Consider the following 23,587-nt stretch of genomic DNA (forward strand, 5'->3'; position numbering starts at 1 on the left):
CCTGCGTCAGGGTTCAGCGCCCGGCGTTGGCCTGCAGCCAGAGGTACGAGTCGACCTTCGTCACGCCATCCAAGCGGATCTCGAAGTGCAGGTGCGGTCCGGTCGACATGCCGGTTGTACCCACCAGGCCGAGCAGCTGGCCGACCTTGACCGGGTCGCCCTCGTTCACGGCCGCCGTGCCGTGCTGCATGTGTGCGTAGACGCTGGAGACGAGCTGCCCGTCGATCTCGTGGTCGACGATCACGTGAACGCCGAGCGAGCCCTCGCCGTCGATCACCGTGCGCACCACGCCGTCGGCAATGGCCTGAATGGGCGAACCGTCGCCCGGGTTGAAGTCCGTCCCGCCGTGATTGACCGAACAACCCGCGCAGTTGCGGTAACCGAAGCGGTCCCCCACCGGCACGCCCACCGCGAAGGGCCACTGGATCGAGGCGTTCGGGTCGTTCGTGAAGCCGGCGTCGGAGGTACGGACAATGTCGGCCACGTTGGTCTGGGTTTTACGCTCGTGCACGCCGAAGCCGTCGCGGGCGATCGTCGCGGCGCTGACCTCACCCGCCACGAACGACTGCGCGCCGCGTCGAGAATCGGCACCGAACGGGACGGTCAGGCTCTGAGCCTGCACGTCCTCCGCGGTCAGCAGCGACGTGGCCGGCAATGAGGTCGCCGCCACGATGGCTGCGACGAACGAGAGCGCGGCGAGTCCACCGATCCTGGCACGGCGCACGGGGCGGAGCGGGGCCGAGCGCGGGGCGGACACGGGTGCTGGGGCACTGCGGACGGAGGCGACTCGGCGCTCGGCCTCGCGCAGCTGATCTGGTGTGGGGGCACTGAGGCCGCCGCTGGACATGCTCGACAGCGACACGTCGGCCGCGAGGGCCAGGGCGCGCTCTCGCTCGCGGATTTCGCGGCGGGACAGCGGTGGAGTCGATTCGCCGGGGGTCGATGCGGAGGCAGCGGAGGCAGGCGAATCGGGGCTCACGAAATCGAGATCTTTCGTCGGGGGCAGGGGACGAGCGGCCCTCCGGAGAGGACACGCCGCGCGGGTCCGTGAGTGCAACCTGTGCGAACATCACGAATGCATAAAGGATAACCATGACGACCGCTCTCCGGCCAGAGCCCGGCCCCGACAGGCGCGTTCATCGCCCGCCGCTCGGCGATCCGCGGTGCGGAACTGCGCCGAGGGGAGTCCTCACGCAGGAGCGTTGCGTAGCCCGACGGCGGAGAGCGGTTACACCTCGTCCGCGCGCAGTCGGCGCAGCACATCCTCCAGCTCGCCGAACAGCGGATCCGGTGCAGCGATGAGCAGACCGGATCCGAACGGCGCACCGTCCAGCCCCGCCACTCGAGCCCCCGCCTCCTGGGCGACCAGGGCCCCCGCGGCCAGGTCCCAGGGGTTCAGCCCTCGTTCGTAGTAAGCGTTCAGCTGCCCCGTCGCCACCGAGCACAGGTCGAGGGCCGCGGAGCCGATGCGACGGATGTCACGCACCGAGCCGAGCAGCTCCTGCACCACCGCACCCTGCCGCATTCGGCGGCCTGCGTCGTAGCCGAACCCGGTGCCGAGGAGCGCGAGCGAGAGCGAGGTCGGCGCGACGACCCGCACCGCGACGCCGTCCCGCTCCGCGCCTCCGCCACGGCTCGCCGTGGTGACCTCGCCCGTCGCGCCATTGACCACCGCACCGGCGAGCGCCGTCCATGTGGCCGGATCAGGCTCGCCCTCGACCACGGCGATGCTGACCGCATAGGACGGGATGCCGTAGAGGTAGTTGACGGTGCCGTCGATCGGGTCGACCACCCAGGTGAGGCCGCTCGTCCCTCCGCTAGATCCCGACTCCTCTCCGAGGAATCCGTCATCCGGCCGCGCCCGGGCGAGACGACGGCGGATGAGCTGCTCGACCTCGCGATCAGCGGCCGTCACCACGTCCTCGGGAGAGGACTTCAGCGCGGCGATCTCGACTCCATCCTGCCGCCGCTGACGGGCGAGCTGTGCCGCCTCGATGGCGATCGATCGGGCAATGGCGAGGAGAGGGGCGTGATCGCTCATGGCACCAGCCTAGGCATCGGTCCCGTCGTGGCGAGGTGAGCGCCCGATCGCCCTCACCGGGGTCGCCAAAGCCGAGTGCGGCCGGCGCTGCCCCCGGGGCGGTCTTCGCGCTCGCCCGCGACCACGCGGCGACCGAGGACGCGATCCGCCGCTCGGGCACGGACCGGTCAGTCCTGCGCTGCAATCTCTACCACGGCATCCTGCCCACGATGCTCGCCGAGGACGGCACGATTCGCGGTCTTGGAGCCCAGGGCCGGGCGACCCCGGGGATTCGTCGACACGGCGAACGCGTCGCGCGGCCGAGGGAACGCGCCGGACTGGCAGCATGACGCGCGGGGCAGCAGCTCGACCGCGACGGCAACGGGCGAGCGCCGCTCTCGCTAGCCGGATTCCCGGGGCGGGAGGCGCAGGGCTGAGGGCGAGGGCCTACCGAGCGAAACGCCCCGGTACACGGAACGCCCCGCACATCGGTTGATGTCGGGGCGTCACCTCTGTGGCGAGTGAGGGATTCGAACCCCCGAAGGCTACGCCGTCTGATTTACAGTCAGATCCCTTTGGCCGCTAGGGTAACTCGCCATGGCGCACCCGACCGCGTAGTCACAACCGGAGGCGCTCAGCAAGGATACCCGCGCGACCGGCGGATCGGAAATCGGTACGGCGCGGATCATGCCGCTTCCGCCGCGTAGCGGGACGCCGCCTCCGCGACCTTCCCCGCGTAGCTTGGGGCCGGATTGTAGGCGGCGATCGCCGCCCGCCAACCCGACTCGGTCGAGAGATCACCACCAGCGTCGCAGAGGTAGCGCGCCGCCGTCACCGCCTGCTGGTCCACGTTCTGCGGGTCCCAGCCGCTCGACGCCCACAGCATCCAGGTCGTCGGGATGATCTGGAGCGGACCCATCGCCCGGTCGACCTCCGCGTCGCCGTCGAGCGCTCCGCCATCGTTGTCGGGGACCGTGTCGAATCGCGTGCCATCCAGGCGAGGGCCGTATATCGGCTCGGTCGGGCGACCGTCCTCGCCCAGTTCGCCGCCGTCGATCGTGCCATGACGGCTCTCGACGTAACCGATGCCGGCCAGGGTCGCCCAATCGAGACGACAATCGGGATCGACGGACGATATGAGCAAAGCCGTGCCTGCGTAGGCGGTCAGGGCGCGCAGGGGGATCCCACTCCTCTCCGCCGCCGTGGCGAGCCAGGTCTCGTCGGTGAGGAGGCGTACCGGGGTCTCCGTGGCCTGCTCGGGATTCTGCAGGACGATCGGATCCGCCGCGACGGGGACGGCCGCCACTGGCGGGACCGTGGACAACCCCTCCTCGACCGTCAGCGCGGGGGGCCGCTCGCCGCAACCGGCGAGAAGGAGACCGACGAGCGGGACGAGGACGAGAACGGGAAGGCAGCGCACACCCCAGGGATACCAGCTGCGCCTGAGGCGGGGCCCCGCCGAACCGGAAAGCTACACTCGCAGCCATGGCAGATTCAACATTCGATGTCGTCAGCAAGATCGACAAGATGGAGGCGGACAACGCACTGAACCAGGCCCACAAGGAGGTCGAGCAGCGCTACGACTTCAAGAATGTCGGCGCGTCGATCGCCTGGAGCGGCGAGAAGATCCTGATCAAGGCCAACACCGAGGAACGGGCGAACGCCATCCTCGACGTCTTCCAGTCGAAGCTGATCAAGCGCGGCATCAGCCTGAAGAGCCTCGACGCGGGAGAGCCGTTCGCGTCGGGCAAGGAGTACCGGATCGAGGCGACCCTCAAGGAGGGCATTGATCAGGAGCACGCGAAGAAGATCAACAAGCTCATCCGCGACGAGGCACCGAAGTCGGTCAGATCGCAGATCCAGGGCGACGAGCTCCGCGTTTCCTCGAAGAGCCGCGACGACCTCCAGGCGACCATGACGCTGCTGCGCGGGGCCGACCTCGAGCTCGACCTCCAGTTCGTCAACTTCCGCTGAGCAATGGCGCACTCGGGAGCACGCGCGTGACTGTCGGCGTCGACGAGCCGGACCGACGCGGCCGCATCGAGCTCGACCGGGAAGGCTTCGACCTCACCGGCAATCCCGACGTCGTGGTGAAAGAGGTGACCCTCCTCTCGAGTCACTGGTACGTCCTCCGCACCACCCGCTTCGAGTACCGGCACCGGGACGGTAGCTGGACGAGCGAGGAACGCGAGACCTACGACCGGGGCAACGGCGCGGCCGTCCTGCTCTACGACGCGGAGGCGCGCACGGTCGTCCTCATCCGGCAGTTCCGCTACCCCGCCTACGTGAACGGCGATGTCGACGGGATGCTCCTCGAGGTTCCCGCCGGCCTCCTCGACGAGGACGGACCCGAGGAGGGCGCGCGTCGGGAGGCGTCGGAGGAGACGGGTCTCGAGATCGGCCGGCTTGAGCACGTGTTCGACGCGTTCATGAGCCCGGGGTCGGTGACGGAAAAGCTGCACTTCTACGCCGGTCGCTACCGGGCGGGCAGCCGCGACGGCACCTTCGCGGGACTCGCGGACGAGGGCGAGGACATCGAGGTGGTGGAACTCTCCTTCGATGAGGCACTCACTCAGATCGGCGTGCAGATCGTCGACGCGAAGACGATCATGTTGCTGCAGTGGGCGGCACTGTCCGGTCCGTTCTCCCGCTGACCCCGCGGGCCTCGTCCACTCGATCGTTTCCTGCGCGACCTCATCGCCCACGGGACGTTCTCCCGACTCTGCAGCGACGGCAGGCTCACCGCACATACTCGGCGAGTGCCCGCCCGGTCAGCGTTCCGGACCCCGCCAGCTCGGCCGGAGTGCCCTCGAACACCACCGTTCCCCCGTCATGGCCGGCTCCGGGACCCACATCGATGATCCAATCGGCATGGGCCATCACTGCGCGATGGTGCTCGATCACCACGACGGAGTTCCCCGAGTCGACCAAGCGATCAAGGAGCCCGAGCAGAGTGTCGACGTCGGCCAGATGGAGCCCCGTTGTCGGCTCGTCGAGCAGATACACCGATCCGGACGAGGCCATGTTGATTGCAAGCTTGAGCCGCTGGCGCTCGCCTCCGGACAGCGTGTTCAACGGCTGGCCGAGCGTGAGGTAGCCGAGCCCGACGTCGACGAGGCGGGCGAGCACGGGCTGCGCCGCCCCGGCCGCGAAGAACTCCGCGGCGTCGACGATCGGCATCGAGAGCACCTCGTGGATGTTCTTCCCACGCAGACGGTACTCGAGCACCTCGGCGGTAAAACGCTTGCCCTCGCACTCCTCGCAGACCGACGAGACTGTCGCAGCGGGACCCAGCTCGGTGAAGATCATCCCGGCGCCCTTGCACACCGGGCAGGCGCCAGCGGAGTTGGCGCTGAACAACGCCGGCTTCACTCCGTTCGTCTTCGCGAACGCCGCACGGATCGCGTCGAGAACGCCGGTGTAGGTGGCGGGGTTGCTGCGCCGCGAGCCTCGGATCGGCGACTGGTCAGCGACGACCACCCCAGGTCGACCCGCGAGCGAGCCGTGCAGAAGGGACGACTTCCCCGAGCCGGCGACGCCGGTCACAACCGTGAGCACGCCGAGCGGGACGTCGACGTCGATGCTGCGGAGGTTGTGAGTCGCAGCGCCGCGGATCTCGACGGCCCCCGTCCGACGGCGCACCGACTCCTTGAGCGGTACACGGTGCCCGAGGTGGCGGCCGGTCAGCGTGTCCGACGCGCGCAGACCCGCCACCGTCCCCTCGAATCGCAGCTCGCCGCCGTGCGCGCCGGCACGCGGACCGAGGTCGACGACGTGATCGGCGATCTCGATGATCTCGGGCTTGTGTTCGACCACGAGCACGGTGTTGCCCTTGTCCCGGAGGCGGCGTAGCAGTTCGATCATCCGCGAGACGTCGTGCGGATGCAGGCCCGCCGTCGGCTCATCGAAGACGTAGGTTACATCGGTGAGGCTCGATCCGAGGTGCCGCACCATCGTGACTCGTTGCGCCTCGCCTCCCGACAGAGTGCCCGACTCGCGGTCGAGCGACAGGTAGCCGAGCCCCACCTGCACCAGCGCATCGAGCGTGCCGAGGAGCGTCTCGACGATCGGAGCGACCGAAGGAGTTTGCATCCCACGGAGCCAGCCGGCGAGGTCAGTCGCCTGCATCGCCGAACACTCGGCGATGGTACGTCCGGCTATACGCGACGCGAGGGCAGCCCGGGTGAGGCGCCCGCCTCCGCACTCGGGGCAGACGGTGAAAGTGGCGACGCGATCAGCGAAGGCCCGAATGTGCGGCTGAGCCGCTTCCTTCGCGAGGTACAGCCGAGTGACCTTCACCAGAAGACCCTCGTAGGTCATGGTCATGCCGGCGATGGCCATTCGTGTCGCCGGCCGGTGAAGGAACGCATCCATCTGCTCCGCCGTGAACTCGGCGATGGGCACATCCGCCGGATAGAGACCAGACCCGGCGAGACCTTTCCAGTACCACCCGCCCACGGCGAAGTTCGGAATCGCATCGAGAGCCCCGCCCTCGAGCGACTTCGAGCGGTCGATCAGCGCATCCAGGTCGATGCTCGACACCCGACCCGTGCCCTCGCAGCGCGGGCACATCCCCTCGGGCACGTTGAACGAGAAGGCTCCGCTCGTGCCTGCGTGCGGGTCGCCCATCCGACTGAAGAGGATGCGGAGCATCGTGTACGCATCGGTCGCCGTCCCGACCGTCGAGCGGGCGTTCGATCCCATCCGCTCCTGGTCGACGACGATCGTGGCCGACAGCCCGTCGAGCGACTCCACGTCGGGCCGAGCCGGCGACGCCATGAACTGCTGCACAAAAGCGGAATAGGTCTCGTTGATGAGGCGCTGCGACTCCGCCGCGATGGTGCCGAAGACCAGCGACGACTTGCCCGATCCCGAGACACCCGTGAAGACGGTGATGCGGCGCTTCGGGATGTCGACATCGATCCCTCGAAGGTTGTTCTGACGCGCACCTCGCACCCGGATGATGTCGTGCGGTGCGGCCGCGGTCATACTGTCTCCATCCTGAGCGGTGCCCGAAGCATAGAGGAGACGCGCGATATCCGCGCCGAGGCGGCAACGGCCCCCCGAACTGCTCCGGAGGGCCGACGTCGAGCGGATCAGTGGGCGATCGGCTCCGCCCGCGAGATGGCGATCATGTCCTCACGCGGCACAACCTTGACGCGGGCGCGGCCCTCGGGCTCGCCGAGCCCCATCTCGTGCTCATCGAGCCGATGCCAGCCGTCGAGGTCTGTGTACGCGATCTCCCGCTCCTCGAGCAGGGCGACGACCGCGGCCTCCTCGGGATGCGCGGGCGTCCACCAGGACGCCTGGTCGTTGAGGACGTGGGCAACGGTCTCCATTGCATCTGACTTGGTGTGCCCGATGAGGCCGACCGGTCCCCGCTTGATCCAACCGGTCGCGTAAACGCCGTGGACCAGCTGGTCCTCGTCGTCCAGGACCTGCCCCTCACGGTTCGGGATCACTCCGCGCATCTCGTCGAACGGCAGACCGTCCAAGGGTGAACCGAAGTAGCCGACCGCGCGGTAGACCGCCTGCACGGGAACCTCGCGGATCTCACCCGTGCCGCGCACGCCGCCCTCGCCGTCGGGCTCCGTGCGCTCGTAGCGGATCGCACCGACTCGCCCGGATCCGTCATCAACGAACTCGAGCGGCTTGGCCCAGAAGTGCAGGTGCAGACGACGCGAGGCACTGCCGACCTCGCGGGTGCGCCACTGGTTCAGCACCCGATTGATGACCATCACCTGCTTGTTGGTCGCGATCGCCGCCTCCGAAGCGGGGTCGAGATCGAAGTCCTCGTCCGCGACGATCATGTCGACGTCGCGCAACTCGCCCAACTCGCGCAGCTCCAGCGGAGTGAACTTCACCTGCGCGGGGCCGCGGCGGCCGAAGACGTGCACATCGGTGACAGGCGACGCCCGCAAGCCCTCATAGACGTTCGGTGGCACCTCGGTGGGAAGGAGGTCCTCGGCGTGCTTCGCCAGCATTCGCGAGACATCGAGCGCCACATTGCCGTTGCCGATCACCGCGACCGACGAGGCCTCGAGGGGCCAGGTGCGCGGCACATCGGGGTGGCCGTCAAACCAGCTGACGAAGTCCGCCGCACCGTAGGAGCCCTCCAGGCCGACACCAGGGACGTCGAGAGGGGCATCCCGGACGGCACCCGTCGCGAAAATCACGGCGTGGTAGTGGCGCTTCAGATCCTCGAGTGTGATGTCTGTCCCGAAATGCACGTTGCCGAAGATCCGGATGTCACCGCGGTCGAGCACCTCCCGCAGAGCCGTAATGATCCCCTTGATCCGCGGATGATCAGGCGCAACGCCATACCGGACCAGGCCGTACGGCGCCGGGAGATGCTCGAACAAGTCGATCGAGACGTCGTACTTCTTCTCGGCTTTGATCATGAGGTCGGCGGCATAGATGCCCGCGGGCCCCGCGCCGACGATGGCCAGCCTGAGCTTGGTCATTGCGTTCCTCCTGCCGGGGCGCCTGCGCGCAACTCCGGTCTCATTCCCGCGGCGCAGGGCGCGCCGCGACGTCAGGGTCAGCCGTTGCGCTCAACGACGGTGTCAGCGAAACGCGTCAGCGCCCTACGAACGGAGCCGTCGGGCAGCGGAGCGAGAGCAGCGACAGCCTCATCGGCCCACCGGTGGGCCTCGGCGAGAGTCTGCGCCGTGACCTCATGATCGCGCAGCTGCGCGATGGCGTCCGAGATGTCGGCGCGCTGTTCCTCCGTGTGCGCAATCTCGTCGTTCGCGCGGCTGACATAGCTCTCAATGCGCTCAAGCAGGACAGCGGCCACACGGTCCGACGATGCCCGCTCGCGCAGGCGAAGAATCGGCAGCGTCGCCACACCCGCGCGGATGTCCGTGCCTGGGTTCTTGCCGGTCTCCTCCGGCTGAGGCGAGAGGTCGATCACGTCGTCGACGATTTGGAAGGCGACGCCGATCTTCTCGCCGAAAACGCGCATGGCCTCCTCGTACTCCTCAGACGCCTCGGAGAACGCGACACCTGTGCGACCGGCCGCGGCAATGAGCGAACCCGTCTTATCCGCCAGCACCGAGAGGTAGTGCTCAACCGGGTCCTCGCCGTCGCTAGGACCGACGGTCTCGTGCAACTGGCCGAGGACGAGCCGCTCGAACGTATCCGCCTGAAGCCGGATCGCCTTGTCCCCGAGCTCAACCATCAACTGGTTCGCGCGGGCGAAGAGCAGATCGCCCGTGAGAATCGCAACGTTGTTCCCCCATACGGTCTGCGCCGACGGAACACCGCGTCGCTTCTCCGCCTCGTCCATGACGTCATCGTGATACAGCGACGCCAGGTGCGTGATCTCGATCGCCTGCGCGCCGAGCAACACCTGCGGAGTATTGCCCCGCCCGAGGGACGCCGCCAGGAGGGTGAGCATCGGACGGACACGCTTCCCCCCCGCCTGGAGAAGGTACCGGGTCGACACGTCGGCCACGGCATCCGCGAAAGACAGCTGACGAACGAGCCCCGCCTCGACCTGCTCGAGCCCCGCATCGATCGACCGCGCGAGCGCACGATCCGACGAGGAAGAAAAGATACGCTCGGAAAGGCCCAGCTGCGCCGTCAACGACGGGCTGCGACGAGCGACAGGCGCAGTGGCATTCACAGGGAAACTCTAACGTCTCGGGCTGTACGGACCCCGGCCGTCATCGACTCGCTGCAATCGGCTTGACGCCGCGGTGGAGAGCGACGATCCCCGCGGTCAGGTCGCGATAGGCGACCCTCTCGAATCCGGCAGCGCGCAGCCAACCCGCGACAACGGTCTGCTCGGGCCAGGCGCGGATGGAGTCACCGAGGTAGTCGTACGCGGGATTGTTCGACGACGCCAGGCGCACGATCGCGGGCATGACCCTCGACAAGTAGAAGTCGTAAGCAGCGGCCAACACAGCGAGCGGCGGAGTCGAGAACTCGCAGACCACGACGCGACCACCCGGCCTGAGCACCCGCAGGAACTCGGCCAGCGCCGTCCGCGGCTCGGCAACATTGCGAAGACCGAAGGAAATAGTGACGGCGTCGAACGACTCGTCCTCGAAGGGAAGATCCATCGCATCGGCCTGTACGAAGTCGATCCGCTCCTGACCAGCCTGACGACGACGGCCAACCGCAATCATCCCGGGGGAAAAATCTGCGGCGACCACGTCAGCCCCCGACCGCGCAAGCGAAGCGCTGGACGTTCCGGTACCGGCGGCGACATCCAAGATCCGTTCACCTCGCGCCGGGTTAACCGCCCGAGTCGTCGCGATCCGCCAGAGCCGGTCGTTGCCAACCGAGAGAAGGCCGTTCACCAGGTCGTAGGCAGGAGCCACAGTGTCGAACATCGAGGCGACCTCATCGGGCCGCTTGGTGAGGTCTGCCTTCGTCACGATCCGCAAGTGTACGGCGAGACGCGGAACGACGGCTGTGCATCCGCCGTCCCGCGCCCGGTCGACGCGCTCCCCTCAGGGAAGCGCCGGGGCCGCCCCGCTCCGCCTCGCGAGACGGCCCCGGACCGGATTACGGTAGCAATGGACCCCTCCGCGACGGCTCACTAGGCGTAGGACGTCTCACGTTCTGGCGCGGGCGTACTCTGCTGAGGTGATGCTCATCGGCGCCGGGGCCCTCCCGCTGCACGTGAAAACAACGCCGCTGGACTCCCCGCAGGCGCTCCTCCCCCTCTCCGACCCGAAACGGCCCCTGCTCTGGCAGCGCGAAGGCGCAGGACTCAGCGGACGAGGCGAAGTGCTGCGCCTCGAGTTCTCCGGACCAGACCGGCTTCGAGAAGCGGCATCGACATGGCGCATGCTGTGCGACTCGGCGCTCGTGCAGGACGGCGTCGGCCTGCCAGGGACGGGCCTCGTCGCCTTCGGTGCGTTTGCGTTTTCGGAGGGATCGACCGCGACGAGTGTGCTCATCGTGCCGAGAACAGTGATCGGAACGCGGGACGGACAGTCGTGGCTGACTCGGATCGCGGTCGCTGGGGCGACGTTCGCCGAGGCACCCAGCGAACAGCCGTCGGGGGAGGACTACCGGGTGCCGCTGGCGCCCGGCGCGATGACGCCGGACAGCTACCGTGCGGCCGTGAGGAGCGCCGTGGCGGCGATCCGAGCGGGTGAGCTGTCGAAGGTGGTGATTGCGCGCGACCTTCGGGGCCAGCTTCCTGCTGAGGCGGATCTACGGCGGCTACTGGGATCTCTTGCCGACGGATATCCGGAGTGCTGGACATTCGCGGTGGACGGATTCCTAGGAGCGAGCCCGGAAACCCTCGTGGCTGTCGACCGGGGAACGGTTTCGGCGAGGGTGCTCGCTGGTACTGCGGCGCGCGCAACTGACGCGAACGCCGACGACGCAGTAGCAGCCGCGCTCGTCGCAAGCACGAAAGACCGCTCCGAGCACGCGTTCGCGCTCGCCAGCCTGATGCGCGAGCTGAAGCCGCACACACGCGAGCTCACCGCCGACCCTGTACCCTTCCCACTTCGGCTGCCGAACCTGTGGCATCTGGCAACCGACGTCCGGGGCGTGCTGGGCGACACGTCGACCGCCCTGGATCTCGTGAGCGCCCTGCATCCGACCGCAGCGGTCGCAGGCACGCCGACCGATGACGCTCTCTCGCTGATCGGCCAGCTTGAGCCATTCGACCGCGGTCGCTATGCGGGGCCGGTCGGTTGGATCGATGGCAGCGGCGACGGTGAGTGGGCTGTGGGCCTTCGTAGCGCTGAGATCAGTGCGAAGGGCTCCCTCACGGCTTGGGCGGGAGCCGGTATCGTCGCCGACAGCGATCCGGAGTCCGAGCTTGCCGAGACGCGCATGAAGTTCCGTCCGATCCTCGATGCTCTGAGCTGAACGCCGCGTCACGCACGCAGTGGGCAGGCGGAACCTGCTCCGCACGCCCCTCTTTCGACTTAGCCGGCGGGATCGCCAGGCTTCTCCGGCATCCCCGGTGGTCGCCCTGGAAGAACCGGTGGTCGTGTCGTCACGCGCCGGCCTGTCGGTGTGGTCCAGTCGGCGGTACCGTCCGGGTGCAGAGAGTAAGTCCATCGGTCGCCGTGTCGTACGTGATGGTGCGGGACACACAGCGAAGCGAGGTTCGCGGGCGTGGTCTCTCCGCCGTTGCGCCATTCGATGGTGTGGTCCGCCTCCGTCGACGACGCCGACCGCGTGCATCCCGGGAACCTGCAGGTCTGGTCGCGGAGCTGGATGAGCTGCCGCATCCTCGGTGGCGGGAGGCGGTAACGTCGTCCGACGGACACGACGGCTCCCGTCGTGTCGTCGGTCAGCACGGGGGTGAAGGACGTGTCGTCATTGATGAGCGCTCGCGCGGCGTCTGCGGGGATCGAGCCGTAGCCGTCCAGCTCGACGGGTGCGTCGTCGGCCCCCGCAGCGGTGCTGGCCGCTAGCGTCAGGCGCACGTCGGCGCGGACTCCTCCCCCGGAGGTTCCGACGCCGCTTTCCTCCGGCGTGGTTCCGGCTACGTCGCCGTTGCACAGCAGGTCGGCCCACGCGTCGGCGCGCAGCTGCGCCAGTGTCCGCACCTCACCGTCCCCACCTCCGGCGTCGCGGAGATCTCGTGCTATCCGGTCCAGTCGCGCGAGCGCACCTATCGCTTGAGGAGCGGGGACGTGTGCGCAAACGGTCGCCATCCCGTCGATCTCGGGTGTTAGCCAGACCCGGCGGTCCTCACGAGCGCGGGCGTGGCGCTCTATGATCGGTTCCTCGTGCAGTTCTTCCCGTAGTCGGGCGAGTGCGTGTCGCAGCTGTGTCGGCGTCATCGTGGCGGCGAGGTCGACCGCGCGGTCGTCGAGGGCCGCCCGTGCACGTTCGGGGAGGGACGCCGCGACCGCGCAGATCATCTGCCCTGCCTCCCAGCGCATCCGGGCATCGGCGAGTGCGGTGCGCGTGCGGGGTAGCTCCTCGATCAGGAGTGTCGCGTGCAGCAGTTCTCGGGCGGCGGCCCGCTCGGAGATGCCGAGGGCCACCGCGAATTCGGCTCGGACCGAGCGCTCGACGAGCTCGGTCGAATCGGCGCTGACCGCGGTGGAACCGCGCGCGAAGGCCTCCGGGCAGGTGAGAGCTGCGCGGTGTCCCGCGTGCAACGCCTCCGCCCCGGACAGGAGCACGGGCGAGGCGCTGCGGGCGAGCGCTGCCGCGCGGTCTCCGAGCGTCCGGACCTCTGCCCGCACGGTCTGTTCGTCAGCCATGTATCGAGCGAAGCAGGGTCTCGGGGTCCCGGGCTCCGGACGTCGCATTCTCCGGACAATCCGCCCCGCGGACCGCCTGTGGAGGAGCCTCCGCCGGATCGTCCGATCCGCCGGGCGCATCGTCCGTCCTCGCCCACCGATCGTCTCGGACCGTCAGCGATCGAGCCGGATCTCCACGATCCCGGGCCCGTCGCCCGGCGAGGTCAGCGCCTGCTCCAGCTCGCCACGGGCGGCCACGCGACGGTGCCGCCACCCGTAGGCTGCGGCGAGCGCTGAGAGGTCTGCATTCTGGGGCGTGAACTGTACGCGGTCGAACGCGTCGGGGTGTGAACTCAAGGCGACTTCGAGTCCGTCGAAGATGGTGCCGCCGCCGTCGTTCACGACGACGAGCTGCACTCGCGGCCGCAGCTCCCCCGGCGGGAGGAGGAGCCCGCCGGCCTCGTGGAGCAGGGTGAGATCGCCGAGAACGGCACGGGTGACGCCGACTGCTCCCTGCGCGCCGGACTGGGAGGCGACCGCGATGCCGAGAGCGGTCGAAACCGTGCCGTCGATGCCCGCGAGGCCGCGGTTGGAGTGTACGGTGATGCGCTTCCCGGGCAGGGTCCGGTCGGCGAGGCGGATCAGCCGGGAGGCGCCGAACAGGAGCCGGTCGTGCGGCCAGGTGACCCTCCAGACGGCGGCGACGACAAATTCGCGGGTGAGGGGAGCACGGACGGCGGCCAGAGCGTTGCGCGCATAGCCTCGCCGGTCCTTCAGCGACGTCGATCCGGAGTCGGGCACCTCGTCCAGCGCGTCCGGATCGGCCAGGAGAGCGCGGCTCGCCGCCACCCACGATCCGGCCCAGGCGCGTTCGCGTCGCTCGGGGCGCGGCGCATCCTCGGCGCGCGTGACGTCGATGCCCCTGACCCGGCGCGCGCGTCGGCCCGGGTTGTAGAACTGTTCGCGCGAAGGATCCACAACGATCACCTCGACGTCATCGCGGCGCAGCAGTTCCGGCACCTCGCGGGAGAGCGTCGGGTGCCCGAGGACGATCGCCCGGCGGATCCGTCCGCCGAAGTCCGGCTCGCCGAGCAGGCGCTGCCAGGCGACCACGAGCTGCGGTCCGAAGCGCGCTCCCGAGGACACCTCGGCAAGCAGCGGCCAGTCGCCTGCGCGGGCGATCTCCTCGGCCTGCTCGCCGGCTTTATCGCCTGCGATGACGACCGTGAGTGGTTCGTCGGGTCCAGCCGTGAGGACAGCCGAAACGGTCGCCTGGCGGGAGGACGGCAGTGCGACCGGCTCGATTGGAGAGATGTCCGGCAGGGCGGAGGAGAGCGGGTCGCGGAACGCGAGGTTCAGGTGGACCGGCCCGCGCCGCGCGGCCGTAACGGCCCGGTCGGCGAGTGAGTGTGTCTCCTCGCGCTTCATCGCTTCGCCCGGAGCAGCGACGTCCTCGAAGAGCCGCACCGCGCGCCCGTAGAGCTCGCGCTGCTCCGTGGTCTGGTTCGAGCGGATACCGCGGAGCTCGACGGGTCGGTCAGCCGTCAGCACGATCATCGGCACGTCCGAGGCGTCGGCCTCCAGAACGGCCGGGTGCAGGTTCGCGGTGGCGGTGCCGGAGGTGGTGATGACGAGCGCGGGCAGCCCCGACTCGAGGGCGAGTCCCAGGGCGAGGAACCCCGCGGAGCGTTCGTCGATCCGCACGTGCAGGCGCACGTCACCGCGAGTCTCCAGCTCGGCCGCGACCAGGGCGAGTGCTTGGGAGCGGGAGCCCGGGGCCAGGACGATGTCGTGGACGCCGAGCGCGACGAAGCGGGTGAGAAGGTCGACCGCGAATCGGGTGGAGGGGGCGACCGGCCTGTGCTCAGGCATCCCGGCGGCCGGGGCCGTCGGCCTCGCCCTGCTCGTCCATGTCGGCGAGGTCGCGCTCGAGTTGAGCGATGCGCTCGGCCTGCAGGCGCTCCTCCTCGGGGTCGCGCTCGGTGCGGAGAGTGCCGAGGAAGTCGGGGTCGTCGTCCGGGGCCGTGTAGCGGCGGCCGGCGGCGCGCTGCTTGCGTGGCCGGCCGATCCAGAACCACAGGCCGGCACCGACGACGGGGAGGATCAGGACGACCAGGAGCCAGGACCACTTCGGAATCGCCCGCACGGCGTGCCGGTTGCTCAGGGCGACGTCGATCACGGTGTAGACCGTGAAGACGGCGAGGGCCACGAGCAGGCCGATGACGAGGCGGATCATGGGATTGAGTCTACGTCCGGTACCCCCGTCGGGGAGGGCCTGCACGGATGCTGGACAGGAGGCTCCCACGGTGCTCACGGAACTGTGTGGAGGGGCCGACGTACACTGTCTCGGTGAAACTGAGCCGCGCGGTCCTCGTCTACTCGCTCCTGCGCCTGGCGATGTTCGCCGCCGTCTTCGTGCTGGTGTACCTGCCGGCGCGGACGTTCGTCGATTCGGAGCTGACCGCCGCGGTCACCGCGGGCTTCGTCGCCGCGATCGCGAGTCTGTCCCTGTCCTACATCCTGCTGCGGAAGCCGCGCGAGCGCATCGCGGAGGCGATCTACGAGCGCCGCAAGGACGCCCCTCGCACTCCGACCGACGACGACATCGAGGACGCCGCGGTCGATGCGTCTCGCGATGAGCGCTGACCGGCGCTGACCCTCTAGAACGCGAGCGCCGCCCCGAGGATCACCGCGTAGGCGAGCCCGCCCAGGCTGGTCAGCTGCAGCGCCAGGATGAGTTCCTTCGCCGTCTTCGCCGTCAGCGTGATCAGGATGGACGGCAGGATCATCAGCAGCACGAACAGCGTGAGCCACGCCAGCGGGTAGAACAGCGCGAGGATCACCGCGATTGCGAACGGGATCAGCACGAACCCGGTGTAGATCGCCCGAGAGACTGCGGGCCCGGCGAGGACCGCGAGGGTGCGCTTTCCCGAGAGGCGGTCGGTCGGGATGTCGCGGATGTTGTTGACCATCAGGACCGCGCAGGCGAAGAGTCCGGCCGCGACCGCGCCGAGCCAAGCCTCCTGGTTGGTGCGGCCGATCTGCACGAAGGTGGTGCCGACCGTGGCGACCAGCCCGAAGAAGACGAAGACGAAGAGCTCGCCGAATCCGAGGTAGCCGTAGGGTCGGCGACCGCCGGTGTAGAACCAGGCGGCGGCGATCGCGGCCGCGCCGACGATGAGGAACCACCAGTGTCCGGAGAGAACGGTCAGCACGAGGCCTGCGACGGCGGCGATTCCGAAGAAGACGAGGGCGACGGTGAGTACCTGCTTCGGCTTCGCCGCTCCCGAGCCGGTCAGCCGTGAGGGGCCGACGCGGTTGGCGTCGGTGCCGCGAACACCATCGGAGTAGTCGTTGGCGTAGTTGACGCCGATCTGGAGTGCGAGCGACACAGCCAGGCAGAGCAGGGCGCGCACCCAGTGCCAGCCCTCATCGACCACCTGCGTCGCTCCGGTGCCGATCAGCACGGGAGCGACGGCCAGCGGGAGCGTCCGGAGCCGGGCGCCGGCGATCCACTCGCGGGGCCCTGCGGGCTTCACAACGACGGCGCGCGGGTTCCCCCCGGGGCGGCCGCTGCGGGACTTCTTCTTGCGACTCGTACTCGACACGGAGGGAATCCTACCCACCGGCTCATCAACGCCCGGAGTGCGTCAGAGCTGCGCGGCGAGCCGCTCGAGGGCGCGGCGGTCGGGTTTGCCCGAGGCGAGGAGGGGGATGGCCGCGACCGGCAGCACTGCAGCGGGGGCGGCGGCGCGACCCAGGTGGCCCGTGACGAGGGTCCGCAGATCCGCGAGCGCAGGTGCCTGCTCCGCGGTGACCACGACCGGGACCTCGCCCCACTGCGCGTCGGTGCGGCGCACGACGACCGCGTCGGCCACGGCAGCCTCACGCAGCACCGCCTCGACGGCGTCGAGAGAGATCTTCTCCCCGCCCGAGACGATCACGCGATCGAGTCGTCCGGTCACCTGGAGGCGTCCGTCGATCATCGTGCCGGCGTCGCCAGTGCGGTACCAGCGCTGTGCGTCGCGGTCAACGAAGGCTGCCGCGCTCCGCTCGTGGTCGACAGTACCGTCGTCGGCGAGGTAGCCCTCGGCGAGGGTTGGGCCTCCGAGCAGCACCTGCCCGTCGTCGACCCGCATCCGAACGTCGTGCAGCGGGAGGCCGTCGTAGACGCAGCCGCCCGAGGTCTCGCTCGAGCCGTAGGTCAGGCGGATGTGCGCGCCGAGCGCAGCTGCCCGGTCTCGGAGCGGCTGCGGCGTCGCCTGGCCGCCGATCAGGAGGGCGTCGAACGAGCGGAGCGCCTCGGCCGCGGCGGCATCGCGTTCGGCCACGTCCAGCAGTCGCGCGAGCTGCACGGGCACCAGCGAGGAGTAGCGCCGCTCCCCCGCCGGCATCGTCCGAGCGAGCGCGAGGAAGGCGGCCGCGTCGAAGCCGCCGGCCGGGAGGACCACCGGGTCCGCCTCCGCCGTCAGCGACCGGACCAGGACCTGCAGCCCCGCGACGTAGTGCGTCGGCAGACAGAGCAGCCACCGCCCCGGGCCGCCCAGCTCGGTGAGGGTCGCGGAGGCGCTGGTGAGCAGAGCGGCGGTCGAGAGGGCGACCCGCTTCGGTGGGCCCGACGAGCCGGAGGTCTCGACGACCACGGCGATGCGCTGCGGCACGACAGCGTCGGTCGAGGCGGGGGCCGCGCCCGGAGCGGAGAGGCGAAGAGCCGGTCCGCTGCCGTCGAGGGCCGCGCGGAGTGCGATGAGCACAGCCTCGGGACCCGCATCGACCCCGACCAGCGGGCGGGTCACCGACGCACCGCCCGGCTCAGAACTGCCACGGGAACGGCGACCAGTCGGGTTCGCGTTTCTCGAGGAAGGAGTCGCGTCCCTCGACGGCCTCGTCGGTGCCGTAGGCGAGGCGCGTGGTCTCGCCCGCGAAGAGCTGCTGGCCCACGAGGCCGTCGTCCACCGCGTTGAAGGCGTACTTCAGCATCCGGATGGCCGTCGGCGACTTGGTGAGGATCGTCTCAGCCCATTCCACCGCCGTCGTCTCGAGCTCGGCGTGCGGCACGACCGCGTTCACCGCGCCCATCTCGTAAGCCCGCTGCGCGGAGTACTCCCGCGCGAGGAAGAACACCTCGCGGGCGGCCTTCTGCCCGATCTGGCGGGCGAAATAGGCGGAGCCGTAGCCGGCGTCGAAGGACCCGACGTCGGCATCCGTCTGTTTGAAGCGCCCGTGCTCGGCGGAGGCGAGCGTGAGGTCGCAGACCACGTGCAGCGAGTGCCCGCCTCCCGCGGCCCAGCCGGGGACGGCCGCGATGACCACCTTCGGCATGAAGCGGATGAGGCGCTGCACCTCGAGGATGTGCAGGCGGCCGTTCCGTGCGGAGTCGATGCCCTCCGCGGTCTCGCCGTCGGAGTACCGGTAGCCGTCGCGGCCGCGAATCCGCTGGTCACCGCCGGAGCAGAACGCCCAGCCGCCGTCGCGCGGGCTCGGGCCGTTGCCGGTGAGGATCACGACGCCGATGCGCGGGTTCGTCCGGGCGTCCTCGAGAGCGCGAAACAGCTCGTCGACCGTGCGCGGCCGGAACGCATTGCGCACCTCGGGCCGATCGAACGCAACGCGCGCGATGCGGCCGGAGCGGTCGTGGTGGTAGGTAATGTCCTCGAGTGCGTCGAAGCCGTCGACGGCCGCCCAGCGGTGCGCGTCGAACAGTTCGGAGACCTGCGTGCTCATGCCTCGACCCTACTGATCCGGACCGCACCGATCCGGGCCGCACCGATCCGGACCGCACCGATCCGGACCGCACCGATCCGGACCGCACCGATCCGGGCCGTCGGGCGTTTCGACTCCCTCACCTCCCTCCTCCCTCCGGACACGCGGAAAGGGACCCCGCGTCAGCGGAGCCCCTCTCGCAGTGGTGCTGTTACTTCGCGGCAGAGGTGGTGCGGTTCTCAGCCGACACCATCCAGGCGTACTGTTCCAGGCTCTGGATGATTGAGTGCAAAAGGTCCGCGCTGGTCGGGTCTTCCTCGTCGACCTGGTCGTGCACCTCGCGCATGGTGGCGGCGGTGTTCTCGAGGCGAATCGTGACCAGGTCGACCGTCTCGGCCGTGTCGATCTCGCCGTGGGGGTACTCGGGGAGCGTGGTGGTCGCGGCGACGGTGTCGCTGCGTCCATCCGGGATCCCGTGCAGGGCGCGCATACGCTCAGCGATGTCGTCGCTGAATTCACGTGCGGCTTCAATGATCTCGTCGAGCTGCAGGTGGAGGTCGCGGAAGTTCTTACCGACGACGTTCCAGTGGGCCTGCTTGCCCTGGACGTGGAGCTCGATCAGGTCGACGAGGACGATCTGGAGGCTGTCGAGCAGCTCCTTCGAGGCCTTGAAGCCCTTCTCGGCGTTCTGACGGCGGCTGGTCTTGGCACCGGAGCCCGCAGGGGCTTCGACATGGCGTTCGAGGGTGGTGGTCATGGACCGTTCCTTTCTCTTGCAGTGCCGGGGACGGTGTCCCGTCCCCGAGTCTGGCTTCTTCGGCTGGACGGCGTCCGCACGCGCGAGGTACGTGCGCTGGACGGGGTCCGTGGTTCGGGGATCAGATCGTGGCGACGGATCCAGAGTCGACGCGGTAGTTCGAGCCGTTCACGAAGGAGGCGCGGTCGGAGCAGAGGAACGCGATCACGGCAGCGACCTCCTCCGCCTCGCCCCGGCGCTTGAGCTCCAGGTACGGCCGTTCCTCGTCGAGGAACGAGGCGATCGCCTCGTCGAGAGAGGTACCCCTCTGGTCGGCGCGCCGGCTCATCATCGCGTCGGTCATCGGAGTGCGGATGAACGCCGGCGAGACCGTGTTCACCAGCAGGCCCTCCTGCGCGTAGGAGCGCGAGAGGCCCTTGGCGAAGGCGAGGACGCCCGCCTTCGCGGCGCAGTAAGGCAGTTCGTCGTCGTAGGGCTGCACGGCGTCCTCGGAGGCGGTGAGCACCAGGCGGCCCCAGCCTCCGGAGCGGAGGTCGGGGAGGAACTCACGCACCAGCCGCACGGGCCCGAGCAGGTCGACCTCGAGGGTGCTGGTCCAGCCCTCGTCGTCGATCTCGTGGAAAAGGCCCTGCGCCCCCGTCACTCCGGCGCACTGCACAAGAATGTCGATCTCGCCGACCGACTCGGCGACCCGGCGGTGCAGCTCGGCGAGCTGATCGGTCCTGGTGACGTCGGCGGCGAAGGCGTGCACGCGCCCCTCCGGAGCATCGAGCCGGGCCGCTGCCTCGTCCAGAGTCGCCTGGTCCTGATCGGAGATCACGACGGTCGCACCCTCGGCGATCAGGAGCTTCGCGGTGGTCCAGCCGATTCCGGAGTCGCCTCCCGTGACGAGGGCGGTGCGGCCGGTGATTCCGAGGTCCATGCTGAGGTGCTCCTGGTGGGTACGGTTCGAGGGACGGGTACGGTTCGAGGGGATGCCTCCGGTCTACGCTCCCCGGCTCCGACCCTCAACGGGTTGCGCGGAGACCGCGGCCGGGGTTACGTGCGGCCGACCTTCTCCGGCGCCAGCTCCTCGATGGTGATGGCCGCGTTGATCAGCGCGAGATGACTGAGTCCCTGCGGCAGGTTGCCCCAGAAGGCGAGGTCGTCGACGGCGATCATCTCGGACATGATGCCGACGTCGTTGGGCACGGTGGCCACGAGCTCGTCCATCAGAGCGACCGACTCCTCGTGGCGGCCGACGCAGGCCAGGGCCGAGGCGAGCCAGAACGAACAGGCGACGAACGGATGCTCCTCGCCCTCCATCCCGGAGTAGCGGAACAGCAGCGCGCCGCGGCCCAGCTCCGTCACCAGGGCGTCAATGGTCGAGATCATCCGCTCGCCGCGCTCGTACCCGCTCGGCGCGTGCAGGAGCACCGAGGCGTCCAACTCCTCACTGCCCGGGTACATCACGTAGGAGCCGAGCTCCTGGGACCAGCAGTGCTCCTCGATCCACTCGCGGATGCGGTCGCGCTCGAAGCGCCACCGGTCGGGGCTGCCCGCCACCTGGCCGAGCTCGGCGAGGTGTACGGCCGCGTCCAACGCCTGCCAGCAGCCCATCTTCGAGGAGGTGTAGTGCCGCTCCTCCTTCAGCTCCCACATGCCGGCGTCGCGATTGCGCCACAGGTCGCAGGTGGTGTCGGCGACGCGGGCGAGGAGGCGTCCGGTCTGGATGTCGAGGACGTTGCCCTCGTCGACGTAGATGCGGCAGATGTCGAAGAGATCGCCGAACACGCCCAGCTGCAGCTGGCTCTGCGCCCCGTTGCCGGAGACGACCGGGGCGATACCGGCGTATCCCGGGACGTCGAACTCCTCCAGCTCGGTCGGCATCGAGCCGTCCAGACCGTAGAAGATGTGCAGGTCCGGGCCGTGGTCTTTGATCGTGCGCAGGAGCCAGGAGAGCGCGGCGTGCGTCTCCTCGCGCAGGCCGAAGCGGACCAGCGCATGCACCGTGTAGGCGGCATCGCGCACCCAGGCGAAGCGGTAGTCCCAGTTCTTCCCGCCGTTGGGCGACTCCGGGAGCGACGTGGTCGCGGCCGCCGCGATCGCCCCGGTGGGCGAGTAGATCAGCAATTTGAGCGCGAGGGCGCTGCGCTGGACCGCCTCGGACCACGGACCGTCGTAGGAGAACTCCCCCGACCAGTCCTGCCAGCTGCGGATGGTGCGGTCGATACCGCGGTCGACGTTCTTCGCGACCGGGAAGTGCAGCGGCTCATCGTGCGTGGCCGAGACGACGAGAACGTGCCGCACGGCGTCCTTGCCCGCGGTCACCACGAAGGATCCGGTCAGCTCATCGCCGGCACCGGAGGGCGCTTCCTCGCCGTCCGGCCCGTGCTCCAGGCCGGTCACGCCGATGGTGATGTCGCCGGCGCGGATGAGCGAGCGGCCGTCGGCGTTCTGGATCCACGGGGAGAACCGGCCGAGACCGGTCCCGGGGCGCACCGCCCAGCGCATCCGCACCTCGCCGTCGACGCCGTCCACGCGGCGGGCCAGCTCGGCCCACGGGAGCCGGCCGGCGATCCCGGTGACGAGCGCGTCGGTGACGCGGACCGTGCCGAACTCGGTGGTGAAGGTGGTCTCCAGGACGTTCGTATCGGGGATGTAGGTGCGCGAGACCTCTGCAGGCGCCTCGGGGGCGAGTTCTACGCAGCCGCCGGATTCGGCGTCGATCAGCGCGGCGAAAGCCGGAGTGGAGCCGAGGTCCGGGACGGGCATCCAGTCGACACTGCCGTCCTTCGCGATCAGGGCGACCGTCCGCCCGTCTCCGATCGCGGCGTAGTCGCGCAGGGGCCTGGTCGAGCGGGGTGCAGCCATTCCTTCACCGTAGAGCGCAGGCGGTACCCGGATGTGGGCTTGCGGGCGGACGGGCTTGCTTGTAACGCGCGCTCAGGTCGTTGCGACGCCGCCGTACTTCGCGAGGCGGTCGGTGAACGCGCCGCGATCGCCGTCCTCGAGGATCCCGTTCGCGTACCCCGCGAGGAACGCGCCCTGCGGCTCCGGCGAGAGGCCGACTCCGTCCAGCATGTCGGCCACCCGACCGCTGGGGTCGGCGTCGAGGTCCACCAGGCCCAGCTCGATCGCCGGCACGAGGTCGGCGGACGAGCGTGCGGTGACCACCCAGAGGGCGGCCGAGGCCTCCTCGTTGGAGAGATCGCCGTCGAACTCGTAGCCCACGTCCGACCACTCATCAGGGGTGTCGGCGATCTCGATCTCGTCGAAGCCGAGAGGCGCGAGCGCCGCGGCGAAACGGTCGACCACGGCCTGCTTGTCGGCGTCGGTGGAGACGTCAGCGACAGAGTACTCGGTGGCCGAAATGTAGTCGTAAAGGAGCGAGCGGCCGCCGTACGCGTTCTGCGACTGCTCGTAGTACTCGTCGTCGGCCGAGGTCCACTCCTCGGGGACGGCGCTCTCGACGGCCGCGACAGCTTGCTCAGCGCTGGCACGAACCTTCTCGGCAGAAGGCTGCCCGAGGATCGTCGCGGCGTCCCCGTCCTGGTACCCCGGGTAGTCGTAGAGAGGATCGGACGGGTCACCGCTGCCGAAGGGGTCGTCCGACGAATCGCCGAACGGCTTGGCGGGAACGCTCGGCGACTCACTGCCGGAGGCGGAGTCGAATGCGCTGCCCACTCCGATGGCGAGGAGAGTGCCCAGCACGCCGGTGTAGACGACGCCCACGAGGATGCTCGTGCCGAGCGCGATCCAGGCACCGGTGCCGAGCGGGCGGTGGGAGGGCACGGAGCCCTGCGTCGGGCCCGGGGCGGGCGCCGGCGGCGGGCTCATCAGCATCTGGCTCATCGCACTCCTTGGGGCTCCAACGGCAGCCCCGTCAGTCTGTCACCTCTGCGGGCCGCCGGTGCAGCGGTGTCGGATGCGTGCACGTGCGCACGGCCG

The 23,587-nt window shown here is 69.4% G+C and carries 22 protein-coding genes and 1 tRNA gene; 5 read left to right on the forward strand and 18 right to left on the reverse strand.

Translation table 11 applies throughout. The annotated features are described in order from the left end of the window. Window positions 1-13 precede the first annotated feature (13 nt). Both A6122_RS12170 and A6122_RS12175 read right to left on the reverse strand, forming a co-directional pair. A complete protein-coding gene (locus A6122_RS12170) occupies window positions 14-979 on the reverse strand; it encodes a M23 family metallopeptidase (protein WP_068255318.1) in 966 nt (321 codons plus the stop codon). 249 nt (window positions 980-1,228) lie between these two features. Then, window positions 1,229-2,041, reverse strand: a complete 813-nt coding sequence (locus A6122_RS12175) for an inositol monophosphatase family protein (protein ID WP_068255326.1) — start codon at window positions 2,039-2,041, stop codon at window positions 1,229-1,231. A 35-nt stretch (window positions 2,042-2,076) separates the two neighbouring features. Between A6122_RS12175 and A6122_RS16685 the strand changes: the two genes are divergently transcribed. Next, window positions 2,077-2,370: a Rossmann-fold NAD(P)-binding domain-containing protein gene (locus A6122_RS16685; protein WP_146085015.1), complete on the forward strand. Its 294-nt coding sequence runs from the start codon at window positions 2,077-2,079 to the stop codon at window positions 2,368-2,370. Between the two features lie 165 nt (window positions 2,371-2,535). Here A6122_RS16685 and A6122_RS12180 read toward each other — a convergent pair. Together A6122_RS12180 and A6122_RS12185 are read right to left on the reverse strand one after the other, a co-directional pair. Continuing rightward, window positions 2,536-2,617, reverse strand: a tRNA-Tyr gene (locus A6122_RS12180). 88 nt (window positions 2,618-2,705) lie between these two features. Further along, a complete protein-coding gene (locus A6122_RS12185; protein ID WP_068255337.1) occupies window positions 2,706-3,440 on the reverse strand; it encodes a lysozyme family protein in 735 nt (244 codons plus the stop codon). A gap of 65 nt (window positions 3,441-3,505) precedes the next feature. Between A6122_RS12185 and A6122_RS12190 the strand changes: the two genes are divergently transcribed. Together A6122_RS12190 and A6122_RS12195 are read left to right on the forward strand one after the other, a co-directional pair. Beyond that, window positions 3,506-3,994 carry a YajQ family cyclic di-GMP-binding protein gene (locus tag A6122_RS12190; RefSeq protein ID WP_068255339.1) on the forward strand — a complete coding sequence of 163 codons (489 nt, stop codon included), beginning with the start codon at window positions 3,506-3,508 and terminating at the stop codon, window positions 3,992-3,994. A 26-nt stretch (window positions 3,995-4,020) separates the two neighbouring features. After that, window positions 4,021-4,674, forward strand: a complete 654-nt coding sequence (locus A6122_RS12195; protein WP_068255341.1) for an NUDIX domain-containing protein — start codon at window positions 4,021-4,023, stop codon at window positions 4,672-4,674. 85 nt (window positions 4,675-4,759) lie between these two features. Here A6122_RS12195 and A6122_RS12200 read toward each other — a convergent pair whose 3' ends face one another. The 4 genes from A6122_RS12200 to ubiE all read right to left on the reverse strand — a co-directional run bounded on the left by A6122_RS12200 (window position 4,760) and on the right by ubiE (window position 10,407). Next, window positions 4,760-7,009 carry an ATP-binding cassette domain-containing protein gene (locus A6122_RS12200; RefSeq protein WP_068255343.1) on the reverse strand — a complete coding sequence of 750 codons (2,250 nt, stop codon included), beginning with the start codon at window positions 7,007-7,009 and terminating at the stop codon, window positions 4,760-4,762. Window positions 7,010-7,116: 107 nt separating this feature from the next. After that, complete coding sequence (locus A6122_RS12205; protein ID WP_068255344.1) at window positions 7,117-8,484, reverse strand: FAD-dependent oxidoreductase; 1,368 nt, start codon at window positions 8,482-8,484, stop codon at window positions 7,117-7,119. Window positions 8,485-8,561: 77 nt separating this feature from the next. Continuing rightward, complete coding sequence (locus A6122_RS12210; RefSeq protein WP_068255345.1) at window positions 8,562-9,650, reverse strand: polyprenyl synthetase family protein; 1,089 nt, start codon at window positions 9,648-9,650, stop codon at window positions 8,562-8,564. Window positions 9,651-9,690: 40 nt separating this feature from the next. Further along, window positions 9,691-10,407 (reverse strand): bifunctional demethylmenaquinone methyltransferase/2-methoxy-6-polyprenyl-1,4-benzoquinol methylase UbiE, encoded by a 717-nt coding sequence (gene ubiE, locus A6122_RS12215; protein ID WP_068255356.1) that lies wholly within the window; start codon window positions 10,405-10,407, stop codon window positions 9,691-9,693. Window positions 10,408-10,621: 214 nt separating this feature from the next. On the opposite strand from ubiE, the gene A6122_RS12220 reads away from it, so the two are divergent. After that, entirely contained in the window at window positions 10,622-11,863 is a 1,242-nt protein-coding gene (locus tag A6122_RS12220) for an isochorismate synthase (RefSeq protein ID WP_068257621.1), read from the forward strand. Between the two features lie 59 nt (window positions 11,864-11,922). Here the strand turns inward: A6122_RS12220 and A6122_RS12225 are convergent, their stop codons facing one another. From A6122_RS12225 to A6122_RS12235, 3 genes are all read right to left on the reverse strand, one after another. After that, window positions 11,923-13,218, reverse strand: a complete 1,296-nt coding sequence (locus A6122_RS12225) for an HNH endonuclease signature motif containing protein (protein WP_068255358.1) — start codon at window positions 13,216-13,218, stop codon at window positions 11,923-11,925. Between the two features lie 153 nt (window positions 13,219-13,371). Next, complete coding sequence (gene menD, locus A6122_RS12230) at window positions 13,372-15,069, reverse strand: 2-succinyl-5-enolpyruvyl-6-hydroxy-3-cyclohexene-1-carboxylic-acid synthase (RefSeq protein ID WP_068255361.1); 1,698 nt, start codon at window positions 15,067-15,069, stop codon at window positions 13,372-13,374. Beyond that, complete coding sequence (locus A6122_RS12235) at window positions 15,062-15,433, reverse strand: PLDc N-terminal domain-containing protein (RefSeq protein WP_068255363.1); 372 nt, start codon at window positions 15,431-15,433, stop codon at window positions 15,062-15,064. The genes menD and A6122_RS12235 overlap by 8 nt, the downstream gene beginning before the upstream one ends. Before the next feature lie 113 nt (window positions 15,434-15,546). On the opposite strand from A6122_RS12235, the gene A6122_RS12240 reads away from it, so the two are divergent. Continuing rightward, window positions 15,547-15,843 carry a DUF4229 domain-containing protein gene (locus A6122_RS12240; RefSeq protein ID WP_167542387.1) on the forward strand — a complete coding sequence of 99 codons (297 nt, stop codon included), beginning with the start codon at window positions 15,547-15,549 and terminating at the stop codon, window positions 15,841-15,843. Window positions 15,844-15,857: 14 nt separating this feature from the next. On the opposite strand, the gene A6122_RS12245 is transcribed toward A6122_RS12240, so the two are convergent. The 7 genes from A6122_RS12245 to A6122_RS12275 form a co-directional block, all read right to left on the reverse strand. Next, complete coding sequence (locus tag A6122_RS12245) at window positions 15,858-16,805, reverse strand: 1,4-dihydroxy-2-naphthoate polyprenyltransferase (RefSeq protein WP_068255367.1); 948 nt, start codon at window positions 16,803-16,805, stop codon at window positions 15,858-15,860. Between the two features lie 42 nt (window positions 16,806-16,847). Beyond that, entirely contained in the window at window positions 16,848-17,993 is a 1,146-nt protein-coding gene (locus A6122_RS12250; protein WP_068255369.1) for an AMP-binding protein, read from the reverse strand. Window positions 17,994-18,009: 16 nt separating this feature from the next. Next, window positions 18,010-18,921, reverse strand: coding sequence for a 1,4-dihydroxy-2-naphthoyl-CoA synthase (locus A6122_RS12255; RefSeq protein ID WP_068255374.1), 912 nt, complete (start codon window positions 18,919-18,921; stop codon window positions 18,010-18,012). A gap of 190 nt (window positions 18,922-19,111) precedes the next feature. Beyond that, window positions 19,112-19,657: a Dps family protein gene (locus A6122_RS12260; protein WP_068255376.1), complete on the reverse strand. Its 546-nt coding sequence runs from the start codon at window positions 19,655-19,657 to the stop codon at window positions 19,112-19,114. A 121-nt stretch (window positions 19,658-19,778) separates the two neighbouring features. Beyond that, entirely contained in the window at window positions 19,779-20,579 is an 801-nt protein-coding gene (locus tag A6122_RS12265; RefSeq protein WP_068255380.1) for an SDR family NAD(P)-dependent oxidoreductase, read from the reverse strand. A gap of 116 nt (window positions 20,580-20,695) precedes the next feature. Beyond that, a complete protein-coding gene (locus A6122_RS12270; RefSeq protein WP_068255381.1) occupies window positions 20,696-22,510 on the reverse strand; it encodes a glycoside hydrolase family 15 protein in 1,815 nt (604 codons plus the stop codon). Window positions 22,511-22,582: 72 nt separating this feature from the next. After that, window positions 22,583-23,491 carry a hypothetical protein gene (locus A6122_RS12275; protein ID WP_068255383.1) on the reverse strand — a complete coding sequence of 303 codons (909 nt, stop codon included), beginning with the start codon at window positions 23,489-23,491 and terminating at the stop codon, window positions 22,583-22,585. Window positions 23,492-23,587: the final 96 nt, after the last annotated feature.

It is taken from the genome of Rathayibacter tritici (assembly GCF_001641005.1).
GTDB classification, from domain to species: domain Bacteria; phylum Actinomycetota; class Actinomycetes; order Actinomycetales; family Microbacteriaceae; genus Rathayibacter; species Rathayibacter tritici.